Here is a 13737-nt window from a genome sequence, read left to right on the forward strand (position 1 = left end):
TGCCCCGCCGTGTCGGCGGGCCGGGCGGGCCCCCCGGGGGGGGCCCCCGCGGGGCCCCACGGCGTTTTCGCTCCGGTTCGCCCCGGCGGACCCGCTAGGTGCGGGCGTGCGCCGTGGTGCCGCGGGTGACCAGGCGGACCGGGAGGCCCTCGGGGGCCGGGGCGCGGCCGTCGAGGACGGCCACGAGGGCGCGCATCCCCGCCTCGCCGACCGCCTCGGCCGGCAGCTGGACGGTGGTGAGCTCGGGCTCGACGGCCGTGGCGAGGGCCAGGTCGGTGAAGCCGGTGACGGAGAGGTCGGCGGGCACGTGCAGGCCCAGCCGGCGGGCGGCCTTGCACGCGCCCGCGGCGAGGACGTCGTCGTCGCAGATGATCGCGGTGGGGCGGTGGCCGGGCTCGGCGAGGGCCTTCTCGGTGGCGCGCAGTCCGTCGGGGACGGTGAGGGGCGCCCGCTCCGTCCGCAGCGTCACGCCGGCCGCCTCGTGCAGGGCATCGGCGAGGGCGCGGGCGCGGACCCGGAAGGTCCAGGTGTCGATGTCCGAGGCGAGGTGCAGGAAGCGCCGGTGGCCGAGGCCCAGCAGGTGCTCCGCGACCTGGCGCATGCCGTCGGCGATGTCGGGGTTGACGGTGGCGGAGGCGCCTTCGTGGCCGGGGTCGCTGTCGAGCATGACGAGCGGGAGGCCGCCGCCCCGGATGCTGCCGAGGGCCTCGGCGGCCATCGAGGAGGCGAGGACGCCGTCGAGGGTGGCGCTCGCGGAGGCGAACGGGTCGCGCGCCGGGCCGGTGCCCTCGGGGGAGAGGTAGAGGACGACGCCGAGGCCGTGCTCGCGGGCGACCCGGACGACGCCGGTGTGCACCCGGGCGAAGAACTCGTTGGTGAGCGCGGGGACGACCAGCAGGACCGTACGGGTGCGGCCGAGGCGGAGGTCGCGGGCGGCGAGGTTGGGGCGGTAGCCCAGGCTGCGGGCGGCGGAGCGGACGGCCTCGGCGGTGCGCTCGGAGACCCGGCCGCGCCACTTCTCGCCCATGACGAGGGAGACCGTGGCCTGGGAGACGCCGGCGGCGCGGGCGACGTCGCGGCTGGTGGCACGGGCGCCGGCGCGGGGGCCGCGGGCCGTGGGCCACCGCTCGTCGCGGCGCTGGGCGCTGTCTTCGCCGCTGGTCACTGTCGGTGCCTCCCCTGACTGCCGCAGCCTGCGGCGTTGGACCCGCGGGCTGCGGCCATGATACGTATGACGCCTCTAGTTATACGTAAAACCCGAGGCTCGGGGAAGAGAGGAAGTCACCGATGGCGGCCGGCTACGGCGAGATGCTCCGAACGCGGCATGCCGCGCGCCTGCTCACAGGCACGCTGGTCGGCCGTCTGCCGAATGCCACGGCCGCGCTCGCGATCGTCCTCTTCGTCCGTGCCGAGGGGGGCAGCCTCGCGCTCGCCTCGGCGCTCTCCGCCGTCTACGGCGTGGCGAACGCGGTCGGTCAGCCGCTGCTGGGCCGGGCCGTCGACCTCTACGGCCAGCCGCGCGTCATGCTGCCGTCGGCCCTGCTGGCCGCGCTCGGCATGACGGTCTTCGCGGCCGTCGGTCTGGAGCCCGTCGCCCTAGCTTACGCGGCCATGGTGGTGTCCGGATTCTTCACGCCGCCGCTGGAGGGTGGGCTGCGGGCCCTGTGGCCCTCCGTCCTCAAGAGCGAGGAGCGCATCCACGCCGCGTACTCCCTCGACGCCATCGCCCAGGAAGTGATGTACGTCGTCGGCCCGCTGATCATCACCGGGCTCGTCTCCCTGTGGTCCCCGGCCGGCTCGCTGTTCGTGATCAACGCCCTGGGTGCCCTCGGCGCGCTCGCCGTCGTCACCTCGCCGCCCTCCCGCGAGTGGCGCAGCGCGCCCCGTGAGGCGCACTGGCTGGGCGCCCTGCGCTCGCGCGGGCTGCTCGTGCTCCTCGGCACGTTCTTCTTCATCGGCTCCGCGCTCGGCTCGATCGCCGTCTCCGCGGTCGCCTACGGCGAGGCCCACGACGACGGCAACATCTCCGGCTACCTGCTCTCCGCGGTCGGCGTCGGCGCCTTCATCGGCGGCACCGTCTACGGCCACCGCCAGTGGCCCGGCACCCCGGAGCAGCGGCTGCGGCTGCTCGTGACCGGCCTCGCGGTGTGCTACCTGCCGCTGCTGCTGGTTCCGGGACCGGTCCTGATGACGGTCTTCGCCGGTGTCGCCGGCGTCTTCCTGGCCCCCTGCCTGGCTTGCGCCTTCGTGGTCGTGGACCGGCACGCGCTGCGCGGCACCGTCACCGAGGCGTTCTCGTGGCTGGTGACGTCGTTCGGCGTGGGCGCGGCCATCGGCACGGCCTTCGCCGGCCCCGCGCTGCAGAGCGTCAGCCTCCGCGCGGGCTTCGCGGTCGCCGTGGGCTGCGGCGTGGCCGCCCTGCTCGTCATGCTGCTGGCGCGGCGTGCGCTGCAGGCTCCCGCGGGCCCCTCGCCCATCGTGGCCCGGTCGGAGGACGAGCCCGTCGTGGCGCGGTCGGAAAATGATCGGAACGGTGCGGTCGAACCCGGTTTCAGCGCAGGGCATCAGGCGTAATGTTCAGGCATGGACCGCCGCATTTTCGGGCTGGAGAACGAGTACGGCGTCACGTGCACCTTCAGGGGACAGCGCCGGCTGTCGCCTGACGAAGTGGCGCGCTACCTCTTCCGCCGTGTCGTTTCCTGGGGCCGCAGCAGCAATGTCTTCCTGCGCAACGGAGCGCGTCTCTACCTGGATGTGGGCTCGCACCCGGAATACGCAACGCCGGAGTGCGACAGCGTGATCGAGTTGGTCACCCACGACAAGGCGGGCGAGCGCATTCTCGAGGGTCTGCTGGTCGATGCCGAACGGCGCCTGCACGAGGAGGGGATCGCGGGCGACGTCTACCTCTTCAAGAACAACACCGACTCCGCCGGGAACTCCTACGGCTGCCACGAGAACTATCTCGTCGCGCGGCACGGGGAGTTCTCGCGTCTCGCGGACATCCTCATCCCGTTCCTGGTGACGCGGCAGCTGCTGTGCGGGGCCGGGAAGGTCCTGCAGACGCCGCGCGGCGCGGTCTACTGCGTCAGCCAGCGCGCGGAGCACATCTGGGAGGGCGTCAGCTCGGCGACCACCCGCTCCCGCCCGATCATCAACACGCGGGACGAGCCGCACGCCGACGCCGAGCGCTACCGCCGGCTGCACGTCATCGTCGGGGACTCCAACATGTCCGAGACGACGATGCTGCTGAAGGTCGGCGCGACCGACCTGGTGCTGCGCATGATCGAGGCGGGCACGGTCATGCGCGACCTGACGCTGGAGAATCCGATCCGGGCCATCCGCGAGGTCAGCCACGACATCACGGGCCGGCGGAAGGTCCGGCTCGCGAGCGGGCGCGAGGCCTCGGCCCTGGAGATCCAGCAGGAGTACTACGAGAAGGCCGTGGACTTCTGCGAGCGCCGCGGCATCCGCACGGGCACGGTGGAGCGGGTCCTGGAGCTGTGGGGCCGCACCCTGGAGGCCGTCCGGGACGAGGACCTGGACCGCATCTCCACGGAGATCGACTGGGTCATGAAGTACCAGCTCATCGAGCGCTACCGCGCGAAGAACAACATCACGATGTCGCACCCGCGGGTGGCGCAGATAGACCTCGCCTACCACGACATCCACCGCCGCCGCGGGCTGTACTACCTGCTGGAGAAACGCGGCCAGGCGGCCCGGGTGTGCAACGACCTCAAGATCTTCGAGGGCAAGTCGGTGCCGCCGCAGACGACCCGGGCCCGGCTGCGGGGCGACTTCATCCGCCGCGCGCAGGAGCAGCGGCGCGACTTCACGGTCGACTGGGTGCACCTGAAGCTCAATGACCAGGCGCAGCGGACGGTGCTGTGCAAGGACCCCTTCCGGTCGGTGGACGACCGGGTGGAGAAGCTGATCGCCGGGATGTGAACCGGCGGCGCGGGCGACGGGGTGCACCGGGCGGTTCGGGCCCGGTGCACCGCCGTGTCGGGCGGGGTTGATCGCACAGGTTGAGCCCGTAGAGTGGCGGGCACTTGCTCAGTCACCCCCCTAGCCCGAGTTGGACTGATGAACCTCACGAAGAACACGCGTCGCCTGGCCGCGGCGCTGGCCGTGCCTGCCCTGCTGTTCTCCGCCGCCGCGTGCGGTGGTGACGACAAGGGCTCGTCCGAGGCGAAGGTCTCGGTGACGGGCGACTTCGGCCAGAAGCCCGAGATCTCCGTGGAGAAGGGGGCGAAGGCGGGTGACGAGCTCACCGTCAAGACGCTCTCCGAGGGCAAGGGCGACAAGGTCGAGAAGGGCACGTTCGTGCGCCTCGACTTCGCCGTGCAGAGCATGAAGGACGACAAGCCGCTGGGCGGTTCCTGGTCGAGCCAGGGGCAGATCCCGGGCAACAAGGACGTGCGCCGCCAGGACGTCTTCGCGGCGGGCCAGCCGGGGCAGCAGGTGCCCGCGAAGGTGGCGGACGCCGTGATCGGCCAGCGGGCCGGGAGCCGGGTCGAGGTCGTGGGCACGGTGAAGGACACCATCGGCGAGCAGGTCAACCCGCAGCTCGGCCTGGCCCCGGAGGACGGCCTGGTCTGGGTCGTGGACGTGGCCGGCGGTCAGAAGGTCGACCCGAAGAGCGAGGTCAAGGGCGACCAGGCCAAGCCGGACGAGGGCATGCCCGAGGTGAAGGTGGTGCCGCAGAAGGCCGCGGAGATCACCATTCCCAAGGACGCCAAGGCGCCGTCGGACCTCAAGGAGCAGGTGCTGATCAAGGGCTCGGGCCCGGAGATCAAGGCCGGCGAGGGTCTGATCGCCCAGTACACCGGCGTGAAGTGGGAGGACGGCAAGAAGTTCGACTCCTCCTGGGACCACTCGGGCGCGACGAGCTTCCAGATCGGCACCGGCTCGGTCGTCCAGGGCTGGGACAAGGGCCTGGTCGGCAAGCACGTCGGGGACCGGGTGGAGCTGGTGATCCCGCCGAAGCTGGGTTACGAGGGCCAGGCCGGCAGCGGCCTGGACAAGAACACCCTGGTATTCGTCGTGGACATCGTGGGCAAGGTCTGACCCGTAAGGTCCGAACCTTGACCGGGATCTGCCAGACTTGCACGGTTGTCTACAAGATTCGTTCGTAGGAGCACTTTCGTGAGCATCGACAAGCCCGAGATCGACTTCCCCGAGGGCCCGGCGCCCACCGAGCTGGAGATCACCGAGGTCTGGGAGGGCGACGGCGCGGTCGCCAAGGCCGGCGACTTCGTCAAGGTCCACTACGTGGGCGTGGCCTTCTCCACCGGCGAGGAGTTCGACGCGAGCTGGAACCGCGGCAACCCGCTGGAGTTCAAGCTGGGTGCCGGCCAGGTCATCCCGGGCTGGGACCAGGGCATCCAGGGCATGAAGGTCGGTGGCCGCCGCAAGCTGGTCATCCCCGCCCACCTCGCCTACGGCGACCGTGGCGCCGGCGGCGGCGTGATCGCCCCGGGCGAGACGCTGATCTTCGTCTGTGACCTGATCGCGGTCTGACGCCACCCGGCCGACCCGATTCCAGGGCCGAGGGCCCATGCTCCCGAGGGGCATGGGCCCTCGGCTTTTGCGCAGGAAGACCGGAGCGGTACGGTCAGCGGTTGAGAGCACAAGTAGAGAGGGCGTCGATGGCGATTGCCAAGGCCGAGCGGCTGATGAACCTGGCGCTGTGCCTGCTGGGGACCCGCCGCCCGCTGAGCAAGCGGGAGCTTCGCGGGTCCATCGAGGCCTACCTCGAGGCCTTCGGGCCGGGGAACGGCGCGGCCTCGGGCACCGAGTCCGCCGCCGCGGACAATGCCACGGGCAGCGATGACGCCTTCAACCGCATGTTCGAGCGCGACAAGGACGACCTGCGCGAGCTCGGCCTGATCATCGAGACGGTGGAGAGCGTCGACGGCGAGACCGGCTATCTGGCCCGCCGCGACAGCAACCGCCTGCCCCCCATCACGCTGGACGTCGAGGAGGCCGCCGCCCTGGGCCTGGCGGCCAGCGTCTGGCAGCAGGCCCGCCTGGCCGCTGCGGCCAGCGGAGCGCTGCAGAAGCTGCGGGCCGCCGGGATGCCGCTCGCGGAAGAGGTCTACGGCAGCCACAGCGCGCTGGAGACGCGGATCCCGGCGCACGAGGCCGCCTTCGAGCCGCTGATGCTCGCCGCGCGCGACCGGCGCCCGGTGGTCTTCGACTACCGCAAGGCGAACTCGGCCCGCCCCGAGCAGCGCCACGTCGAGCCGTGGACGCTGGAGTGCTGGCGCGGCCACTGGTACCTGGCGGGCTGGGACCGCGACCGCAAGGCGGAGCGGGTCTTCCGGCTGTCCCGGATCACCGGCAAGGTCCGTTCGCGGGGCATCCCCTTCACGGCGCCGGTGCCCGACCACGTGACGGTCCGCGAGACCGTCGAGCGGTGGGCGGGCGAGACGGCGACGGGCACGGCCCGGATCAAGGTGCGGGCGGACCACGGCTATCCGCTGCGGGCCCGGGCCACGAGCACGCGCGAGCTGGGCGACGGCTGGGACGAGCTGGAGATCCCCTACGGGCACGGGCTGGACGCGTGGCTGGTGGAGTTCGGCCCGGACGTGGTCGTGCTGGAGCCGGCCGAGCTGCGGGAAGCGGTCCTGGACCGGCTGCGTGCCGTGGCCAAGGGCTGAGACAGGCTGATCAAGGGGACAGGCGGACGACGGGCCCGAGGGCCCGGCGAGGGCTGAGAGGAACGGACCGACTTCTGATGGCCGGAAACGCCATTGACCAGACGCGGCGCATGCTGTCGCTGGTCACCTATCTGCGGGAGCGCCCCGGCGCCCGGGTCACGGACGTGGCACGGGCCTTCGGGATCACCGAGGACGAGCTCATCGGCGACCTCGACGTGCTGCCCATGTGCGGCACCAGCTTCCGCGGCGGTGACCTGCTCGACATCGACACCGACGGCGACCGCATCTGGTGGCACAACCCGGACGCCTCGGGCAGCAGCACCGGCGAGCCGCTGCGGCTCGCCGCCGACGAGGCGACGGCCCTGCTGGTGGCGGCGCGCGCCGTGGCCACGCTGCCGGGCCTGCGCGAGAGCGGCCGGCAGGCGCTGGTGCGGGCCACCGCGAAGATCGAGGCCGCCGCGGGCGAGGCCGCGGGGGCCAGCTCCCGGCTGTCGGTGACCTTCGAGTCCGAGGGCGGCGTCTTCGCGGACGTCGACCGGGCGATCGCCGAGCGCCGCCGCGTGTGGATCACGTACTACTCGCCCGCGCGCGACGAGCTCACCGAGCGCGAGGTCGACCCGATCCGGCTGTTCGTCGTCGGCCACACGTACATGGAGGCGTGGTGCCGGCTGTCGGAGGCCCGGCGCACCTTCCGCCTGGACCGGGTGGCCGAAATCCGGCTGCTGGACGAGCCGTCCGACCCGCCGCCGGTCGAGCTGCGGGACCTCTCCGAGGGGCTGGTCCAGCCGGCCGCCGAGGACCCGGAGGTCGTGATCGAGGTCGGCCCCGGTGGCCGCTGGGTCGCCGAGTACTACCCCCACGACAGCGCCGAGGAGCTGCCCGACGGGGGCCTGCGGATCACGCTGCGCACGCCGGACCCGGCCTCGCTGCGCCGGCTCGCGCTGCGCCTCGGCGGCGACGGGCGGATCGTCTCGCCCGCCGCGCTGGCGGACAGCGCCCGGGACGCGGCTCGCGAGGCCCTTGCGGCGTACGGGGAGTGAGGGTGGACGCGATGGACGGGAGGGTGCCGGGTGCCGCGATGTTCAAGGCGGCCTGCCCGGACTGCCGCGGCAGCTTCGAGCTGGCGGCGAGCGCGCTGCGGCTGGCGATCGGCGGCAGCCGGCGCACCACCTTCTACTCCTTCACGTGCCCGGACTGCGGTGCCGCGGTCCGCAAGCCGGCGGGGGAGCGGATCGTGGAGCTGCTGACCGGTGGCGGGGTGCGGACGCTGAGGCTGCACTCGACGGTCTGAGCGCGCCGCTCGGACAAACAGCTGTTTTGAGTCATTCCGATGTTTTGCGTCACTCCGGCATCCCGATAGGTTCGCTCCATGTTCTGGCCCATGCTCGCCGTCGCCCTCGCCTTCCTGGGCATCGCCGTCCTCGGGGTGCTGGCCGCCCGGGTGCTGGCCGAGGTGCGGCGGCTGGCCCGCCAGGTCTCGGAGAGCTCGGTGCGGATCAGCCGGGCGGCGGAGGACCTGGAGCGCGCCGCGGCGCCGCTCGCCGCCGCGAGCGCGCAGGCAGTGCAGACTTTGCGCCAGGAATGAGCGGTTCTGACAACGTCGCTCCCGCTCTCTGCTGGGGCCGCTGACCGGGCGGTACGCTGTTTCGGTGGCCCCGGCGACGAGGCGGGGGGTCGCATCCGGGAGTACGCACGGGGATTGCCCGGCGTTCACCCCTGCGCGTTACGATCGCTGCCGTACGTCTGATGGACAAATGTCCGATCAGTCGGGCAGTACCCCACCCCATGCCGCCTCGGTGAGAAGGTAAACGCAAATGTTCGGTAGGCTCGGCGCCCCCGAGATCATCCTCATTCTCGTCGTCATCGTCCTGCTGTTCGGTGCGAAGAAGCTCCCGGACATGGCGCGTTCCCTCGGCAAGTCCGCCCGCATCCTCAAGAGCGAGGCCAAGGCCATGAAGTCGGAGGGCCAGGACAACGCCTCCGCCCCGGCCGACCCGCCCGCCGGCCAGGCCCCGCGTACGATCAAGGCGGCTCCCGGCGATGTCGCCGGCGCGCGTCCGGTCACGGAGCCGAGCGACCGCACGACGCAGCACTGATCACCGCTTTCCAGCGCTTTCCAGGTTTTTCCAGCTTTTCCAGGGACGATCGAGGCGGCCGCCCCCGCGGCGTCCGTCTGCCGCACGAGATAGGGACGTGGGTTGCCCAAGTCTGCCCGCAAGAAGGAGAAGGACCCCGAGGGGCGGATGCCGCTCGCGGAGCACCTCCGTGAGCTGCGCAACCGGCTGGCCAAGGCGGTCCTCGCGATCGTCGTGGTCGCGATCGTCGCGGCCTTCTACCAGAAGCAGCTCTCGGACTTCCTCTCGAGCCCCGTTCCCAAGTGCGAGGGCCGGGACCTCGCGCAGAGCCACGGCGGCAACTGCGCGGTCGTGGTCTTCAGCAGCCTGTCGTCGCCGTTCACCACGATCGTCAAGATCTGCCTCCTGGCGGGCGTGACGGTCTCCGCGCCGGTCTGGCTCTACCAGCTGTGGGCGTTCCTCGCCCCCGGCCTGCACAAGAACGAGAAGAAGTACACGATCGCCTTCGTGGCGACGGCGGCTCCGCTCTTCGTCGCGGGCGCCTGGCTGGCCTACTCGATCATGCCGATGAGCATGCGGGTGCTGCTGAAGATCACCCCCGAATCCGCGGCCAACACGCTCGCCCTCGACGACATCCTCGACTTCACCGTCCGGATGATCCTCGTCTTCGGCCTGGCCTTCGAGCTGCCCCTGCTCCTGGTGATGATGAACGTCGCCGGCATGGTCACGGGCAAGACCATGGTCAAGTGGTGGCGCGGAGTCGTCATGGGCACCTTCGTCTTCGGTGCCGTCGCCACACCCAGCACCGACCCGTTCGGCATGTGCATCCTGGCCGTCCCGATCATCATCCTGTACTTCGGTGCGGTCGGGTTCTCGATGCTCAACGACAAGCGCCGGGCGCGGAGCAACCCCGACCGGATGCTGTCGGACGACGAGGCCTCACCGCTGGACCTGACCCCGCAGTCCCTCGGCGACTCCGAGCCGATGCCGGCCCTGCGCGACCGGTCCGAGGACGGCCGTCAGCACGCCGCTCGCAACAGCTACGACGACGTGACCTGACCCGGTAGGGTCCGCCGGGTGACCAGCGACATCACGCTCTTCGTCAACCCGGCGGCGGGCCGCGGGCGCGGGGCGGGCGCCGCTCAGCCCGCCGCCCGGGCGCTGCGCGCCGCCGGGTTCTCCGTCCGCACCGTCCTCGGTGCGGACGCCCCCGACGCCCTGCGCCGGGCCCGGGAGGCCGTCGCGGGCGGCACCGGGGCCCTGATCGCCGTCGGCGGCGACGGCATGACCTCGCTCGCCCTCCAGGCCGTCGCAGGCACCCCCGTCCCGCTCGGCGTCGTCGCCGTCGGCACCGGCAACGACTTCGCCCGCGCCGCCGGGCTGCCCGTCCGGGACCCCGCCGCGGCCGGCCGGCTCATCGCCGCGTCCCTCAAGGGCGACGGCGGCCGTCCGGTGGACCTCGGCCTGGCCGGCGGGACGTACTTCGCGACCGTGCTCGCCTCCGGCTTCGACTCGCGCGTCAACGACCGCGGCAACCGGCTGCGCTTCCCCGCCGGCCGGCTCCGCTACGACCTGGCGCTGCTCGCCGAGCTCGCGGCGCTGCGGCCCGTTCCGTACCGGATCCGGCTGGACGACGGCCCGGAGCTGGAGACCGAGGCCACCCTCGTCGCCGTCGGCAACAGCTCCTCGTACGGCGGCGGCATGCGGATCTGCGCGGACGCCCGCACGGACGACGGGCTCTTCGACGTCACCGTCGTCGGCCCCTGCAGCCGCACGACCCTCCTGAAGGTCTTCCCGAAGGTCTACCGCGGCACCCACCTCGGCCACCCCGCCGTCACGGTGCACCGCGTCGCGAAGATCGCGCTGAGCGCCCCGGGGATCACCGCCTACGCGGACGGCGAGCCGCTCGGGCCGCTCCCGCTGACCGCCGAGACCGTCCCGGGGGCCGTGCGGCTGCTCGGAGCCGCACAGCCGCCCGGAGCTGCATAAAGGGAAGCCCCATGCCGGGCCAAGGAGCTCCATAAAGATCAGGTGCCTGTCAGAGGTCACCGGTAGGCTCGTACACAAGATGACCGACGACATGTCCCCTGCTGAGCGCTACGCCCTTTCGCGGGTCCGCGCCGCCGAGCAGGCCACCGCGCTCGCACCGTTCCGCGAGATGTACGACTTCGAGCTGGACCCCTTCCAGATAGACGCCTGCAGGGCCCTGGAGGCCGGGAAGGGTGTCCTGGTCGCCGCACCGACCGGTTCGGGCAAGACCATCGTGGGCGAGTTCGCCGTCCACCTGGCCCTCCTCCAGGGCCGCAAGTGCTTCTACACCACGCCCATCAAGGCGCTGTCGAACCAGAAGTACAGCGATCTCGTCAAGCGTTACGGCGCCGCCAAGGTCGGCCTGCTGACCGGCGACAACAGCATCAACGCCGACGCCCCGGTGCTCGTGATGACCACCGAGGTCCTGCGCAACATGCTCTACGCGGGCTCCCAGGCGCTGGCCGGCCTCGGCTACGTGGTCATGGACGAGGTGCACTACCTCTCCGACCGCTTCCGCGGCGCCGTCTGGGAGGAGGTCATCATCCACCTCCCGGACTCGGTGACCCTGGTCTCCCTCTCGGCCACCGTCTCCAACGCCGAGGAGTTCGGCGACTGGCTGGACACCGTGCGCGGCGACACCGAGGTGATCGTCTCCGAAGAGCGCCCCGTCCCGCTGTGGCAGCACGTGCTGGCCGGCCGGCGGATCTACGACCTCTTCGAGGAGGAGAGCGACCACGGCGGCCGCGGTGCCGCGCGCCGCGAGGTCAACCCCGACCTGCTGCGCATGGCCCGCATGGAGAACAGCCGCACGTACAACCCGCGGGAGCGGCGCCGCGGCAAGATGGTGCGCGAGGCCGACCGCGAGCGCGAGCGCCGCCAGCGCAGCCGGATCTGGACGCCCGGCCGCCCCGAGGTCATCGAGCGCCTCGACGCCGAGGGCCTGCTGCCCGCCATCACCTTCATCTTCAGCCGCGCCGGCTGCGAGGCCGCCGTCCAGCAGTGCCTCTACGCCGGCCTGCGGCTCAACGACGACGCGGCCCGCGCCCGGGTCCGGGAGGTCGTCGAGGAGCGCTGCGCCTCCATCCCCGACGAGGACCTGCACGTCCTCGGCTACTTCGAGTGGCTGGAGGGCCTGGAGCGCGGCATCGCCGCCCACCACGCCGGCATGCTGCCGACCTTCAAGGAGGTCGTCGAGGAGCTCTTCGTCAAGGGCCTGGTCAAGGCCGTCTTCGCGACCGAGACGCTGGCCCTCGGGATCAACATGCCGGCCCGCTCGGTGGTGCTGGAGAAGCTCGTCAAGTGGAACGGCGAGACCCACGCCGACATCACGCCCGGCGAGTACACCCAGCTCACGGGCCGCGCGGGGCGGCGCGGCATCGACGTCGAGGGCCACGCGGTCGTGCTGTGGCAGCGCGGCATGGACCCGGCCGCGCTCGCCGGCCTCGCCGGCACCCGCACCTATCCGCTGCGCTCCAGCTTCAAGCCGTCGTACAACATGGCGGTCAACCTCGTCTCGCAGTTCGGGCGGCACCGCTCGCGCGAGCTGCTGGAGACGTCGTTCGCCCAGTTCCAGGCCGACAAGTCGGTCGTCGGCATCTCCCGGCAGGTGCAGAAGAACGAGGAGGGCCTGGCGGGCTACCGCGAGGCCGTCACCTGCCACCTCGGGGACTTCGAGGAGTACGCACGGCTCCGGCGCGAGCTGAAGGACCGCGAGACCGAGCTGGCCAAGCAGGGCGCGGTGCAGCGCCGTGCCGCGGCGGCCACCGCCCTGGAGCGGCTCAAGCCCGGTGACGTCATCCACGTCCCGACCGGGAAGTACGCGGGCCTTGCCCTCGTGCTCGACCCCGGTGTGCCGCCCGCCCGCGCGGACCGGCACCGCGGCTTCGACCACTACGACGGGCCGCGCCCGCTCGTGCTCACCGCGGAGCGGCAGGTCAAGCGGCTCGCCCCGATCGACTTCCCGGTGCCGGTGGAGCCCCTGGAGCGGATGCGGATCCCCAAGTCCTTCAACCCGCGCTCCCCGCAGTCCCGCCGCGACCTCGCGTCCGCGCTGCGCACCAAGGCCGGGCACATCGTGCCCGACCGGCACCGCAAGTCCCGCTCCGCCGCCACGGACGACACCGAGATCGCCCGGCTGCGGGCGGCTATCCGCGCGCACCCCTGCCACGGCTGCGACGAGCGCGAGGACCACGCCCGCTGGGCCGAGCGCTACCACCGGCTGCTGCGGGACACCCGCCAGCTGGAGCGGCGCATCGAGGGGCGGACGAACACCATCGCCCGCACCTTCGACCGGATCTGCGCGCTCCTGACCGACCTGGACTACCTGCACGGGAGCGAGGTCACCGAGCACGGCAAGCGGCTCGCCCGGCTCTACGGCGAGCTCGACCTGCTGGCCTCGGAGTGCCTGCGCGACGGCGTGTGGGAGGGGCTGAAGCCGGCCGAGCTGGCGGCGTGCGCCTCCGCGCTGGTCTTCGAGGCCCGCACCGCCGACGACGCGGCGCCGCCGAAGCTGCCCGCGGGCCCCGCGAAGGAGGCCCTCGGCGAGATGGTCCGCATCTGGGGCCGGCTGGACGCCCTGGAGGAAGCGCACAAGATCAACCAGACGGAGGGCGTCGGCCAGCGCGAGCCGGACCTGGGCTTCGCCTGGGCCGCGTACCGCTGGGCGTCCGGGCACAGCCTGGACGAGGTGCTGCGGGAAGTCGAGATGCCGGCGGGCGACTTCGTCCGGTGGTGCAAGCAGCTGATCGACGTGCTCGGCCAGATCGCGGCGGCGCCGCAGGAGGGCAGCACGGTCGCGCGGAACGCGCGCCGGGCGGTCGACGGGCTGTTGCGGGGCGTTGTGGCGTACTCGTCGGTGGGCTGACGGCTGCTTCGGCACCGCCGGTCACCTCCGGTGGGAGCCGTGCGCCGTCGCGGCGGGGACCTTCGCCTGGCCCTCCCTTCAAGGGGAGGGCCAGGCGCGTCCGCGG

13 protein-coding genes are annotated in these 13737 nt (G+C 72.2%); 12 read left to right on the plus strand and 1 reads right to left on the minus strand.

The features are described from left to right. Positions 1-94: 94 nt before the first annotated feature. Positions 95-1165 carry a LacI family DNA-binding transcriptional regulator gene (locus ACOTKD_RS35070; protein ID WP_424893039.1) on the minus strand — a complete coding sequence of 357 codons (1071 nt, stop codon included), beginning with the start codon at positions 1163-1165 and terminating at the stop codon, positions 95-97. A gap of 122 nt (positions 1166-1287) precedes the next feature. Between ACOTKD_RS35070 and ACOTKD_RS35075 the strand changes: the two genes are divergently transcribed. The 12 genes from ACOTKD_RS35075 to ACOTKD_RS35130 all read left to right on the plus strand — a co-directional run bounded on the left by ACOTKD_RS35075 (position 1288) and on the right by ACOTKD_RS35130 (position 13631). Beyond that, positions 1288-2574 carry an MFS transporter gene (locus ACOTKD_RS35075; protein WP_424893040.1) on the plus strand — a complete coding sequence of 429 codons (1287 nt, stop codon included), beginning with the start codon at positions 1288-1290 and terminating at the stop codon, positions 2572-2574. A 9-nt stretch (positions 2575-2583) separates the two neighbouring features. Then, positions 2584-3945, plus strand: coding sequence for a Pup--protein ligase (gene pafA / locus ACOTKD_RS35080; protein ID WP_424893041.1), 1362 nt, complete (start codon positions 2584-2586; stop codon positions 3943-3945). Positions 3946-4083: 138 nt separating this feature from the next. Continuing rightward, complete coding sequence (locus ACOTKD_RS35085; RefSeq protein WP_424893042.1) at positions 4084-5067, plus strand: FKBP-type peptidyl-prolyl cis-trans isomerase; 984 nt, start codon at positions 4084-4086, stop codon at positions 5065-5067. Positions 5068-5145: 78 nt separating this feature from the next. Continuing rightward, entirely contained in the window at positions 5146-5520 is a 375-nt protein-coding gene (locus tag ACOTKD_RS35090; RefSeq protein ID WP_235481847.1) for an FKBP-type peptidyl-prolyl cis-trans isomerase, read from the plus strand. 128 nt (positions 5521-5648) lie between these two features. Continuing rightward, positions 5649-6662, plus strand: a complete 1014-nt coding sequence (locus ACOTKD_RS35095) for a helix-turn-helix transcriptional regulator (protein WP_424893043.1) — start codon at positions 5649-5651, stop codon at positions 6660-6662. 77 nt (positions 6663-6739) lie between these two features. After that, positions 6740-7702, plus strand: coding sequence for a helix-turn-helix transcriptional regulator (locus tag ACOTKD_RS35100; protein ID WP_106677749.1), 963 nt, complete (start codon positions 6740-6742; stop codon positions 7700-7702). A gap of 11 nt (positions 7703-7713) precedes the next feature. Beyond that, entirely contained in the window at positions 7714-7953 is a 240-nt protein-coding gene (locus ACOTKD_RS35105) for a hypothetical protein (RefSeq protein ID WP_424893080.1), read from the plus strand. Between the two features lie 78 nt (positions 7954-8031). After that, complete coding sequence (locus ACOTKD_RS35110; RefSeq protein ID WP_030367646.1) at positions 8032-8247, plus strand: hypothetical protein; 216 nt, start codon at positions 8032-8034, stop codon at positions 8245-8247. Positions 8248-8476: 229 nt separating this feature from the next. Continuing rightward, positions 8477-8758, plus strand: a complete 282-nt coding sequence (gene tatA / locus ACOTKD_RS35115) for a Sec-independent protein translocase subunit TatA (protein ID WP_106677746.1) — start codon at positions 8477-8479, stop codon at positions 8756-8758. 147 nt (positions 8759-8905) lie between these two features. Continuing rightward, positions 8906-9796, plus strand: a complete 891-nt coding sequence (gene tatC, locus ACOTKD_RS35120) for a twin-arginine translocase subunit TatC (protein ID WP_424893081.1) — start codon at positions 8906-8908, stop codon at positions 9794-9796. Between the two features lie 18 nt (positions 9797-9814). Then, positions 9815-10726, plus strand: coding sequence for a diacylglycerol kinase (locus tag ACOTKD_RS35125; protein WP_424893044.1), 912 nt, complete (start codon positions 9815-9817; stop codon positions 10724-10726). Positions 10727-10805: 79 nt separating this feature from the next. Beyond that, positions 10806-13631 (plus strand): DEAD/DEAH box helicase, encoded by a 2826-nt coding sequence (locus ACOTKD_RS35130; RefSeq protein ID WP_424893045.1) that lies wholly within the window; start codon positions 10806-10808, stop codon positions 13629-13631. Positions 13632-13737 lie beyond the last annotated feature (106 nt).

It is taken from the genome of Streptomyces sp. XH2 (assembly GCF_049725035.1).
Classification (GTDB): domain Bacteria; phylum Actinomycetota; class Actinomycetes; order Streptomycetales; family Streptomycetaceae; genus Streptomyces; species Streptomyces roseoverticillatus.

Bases quoted from the DNA above. Each gene is read 5' to 3' on its own strand.
- ACOTKD_RS35075 (WP_424893040.1), top strand. From the start codon at position 1,288: ATGGCGGCCGGCTACGGCGAGATGCTCCGAACGCGGCATGCCGCGCGC.
- pafA (WP_424893041.1), top strand. From the start codon at position 2,584: ATGGACCGCCGCATTTTCGGGCTGGAGAACGAGTACGGCGTCACGTGC.
- ACOTKD_RS35085 (WP_424893042.1), top strand. From the start codon at position 4,084: ATGAACCTCACGAAGAACACGCGTCGCCTGGCCGCGGCGCTGGCCGTG.
- ACOTKD_RS35095 (WP_424893043.1), top strand. From the start codon at position 5,649: ATGGCGATTGCCAAGGCCGAGCGGCTGATGAACCTGGCGCTGTGCCTG.
- ACOTKD_RS35100 (WP_106677749.1), top strand. From the start codon at position 6,740: ATGGCCGGAAACGCCATTGACCAGACGCGGCGCATGCTGTCGCTGGTC.
- ACOTKD_RS35105 (WP_424893080.1), top strand. From the start codon at position 7,714: ATGGACGGGAGGGTGCCGGGTGCCGCGATGTTCAAGGCGGCCTGCCCG.
- ACOTKD_RS35110 (WP_030367646.1), top strand. From the start codon at position 8,032: ATGTTCTGGCCCATGCTCGCCGTCGCCCTCGCCTTCCTGGGCATCGCC.
- tatA (WP_106677746.1), top strand. From the start codon at position 8,477: ATGTTCGGTAGGCTCGGCGCCCCCGAGATCATCCTCATTCTCGTCGTC.
- tatC (WP_424893081.1), top strand. From the start codon at position 8,906: ATGCCGCTCGCGGAGCACCTCCGTGAGCTGCGCAACCGGCTGGCCAAG.
- ACOTKD_RS35130 (WP_424893045.1), top strand. From the start codon at position 10,806: ATGACCGACGACATGTCCCCTGCTGAGCGCTACGCCCTTTCGCGGGTC.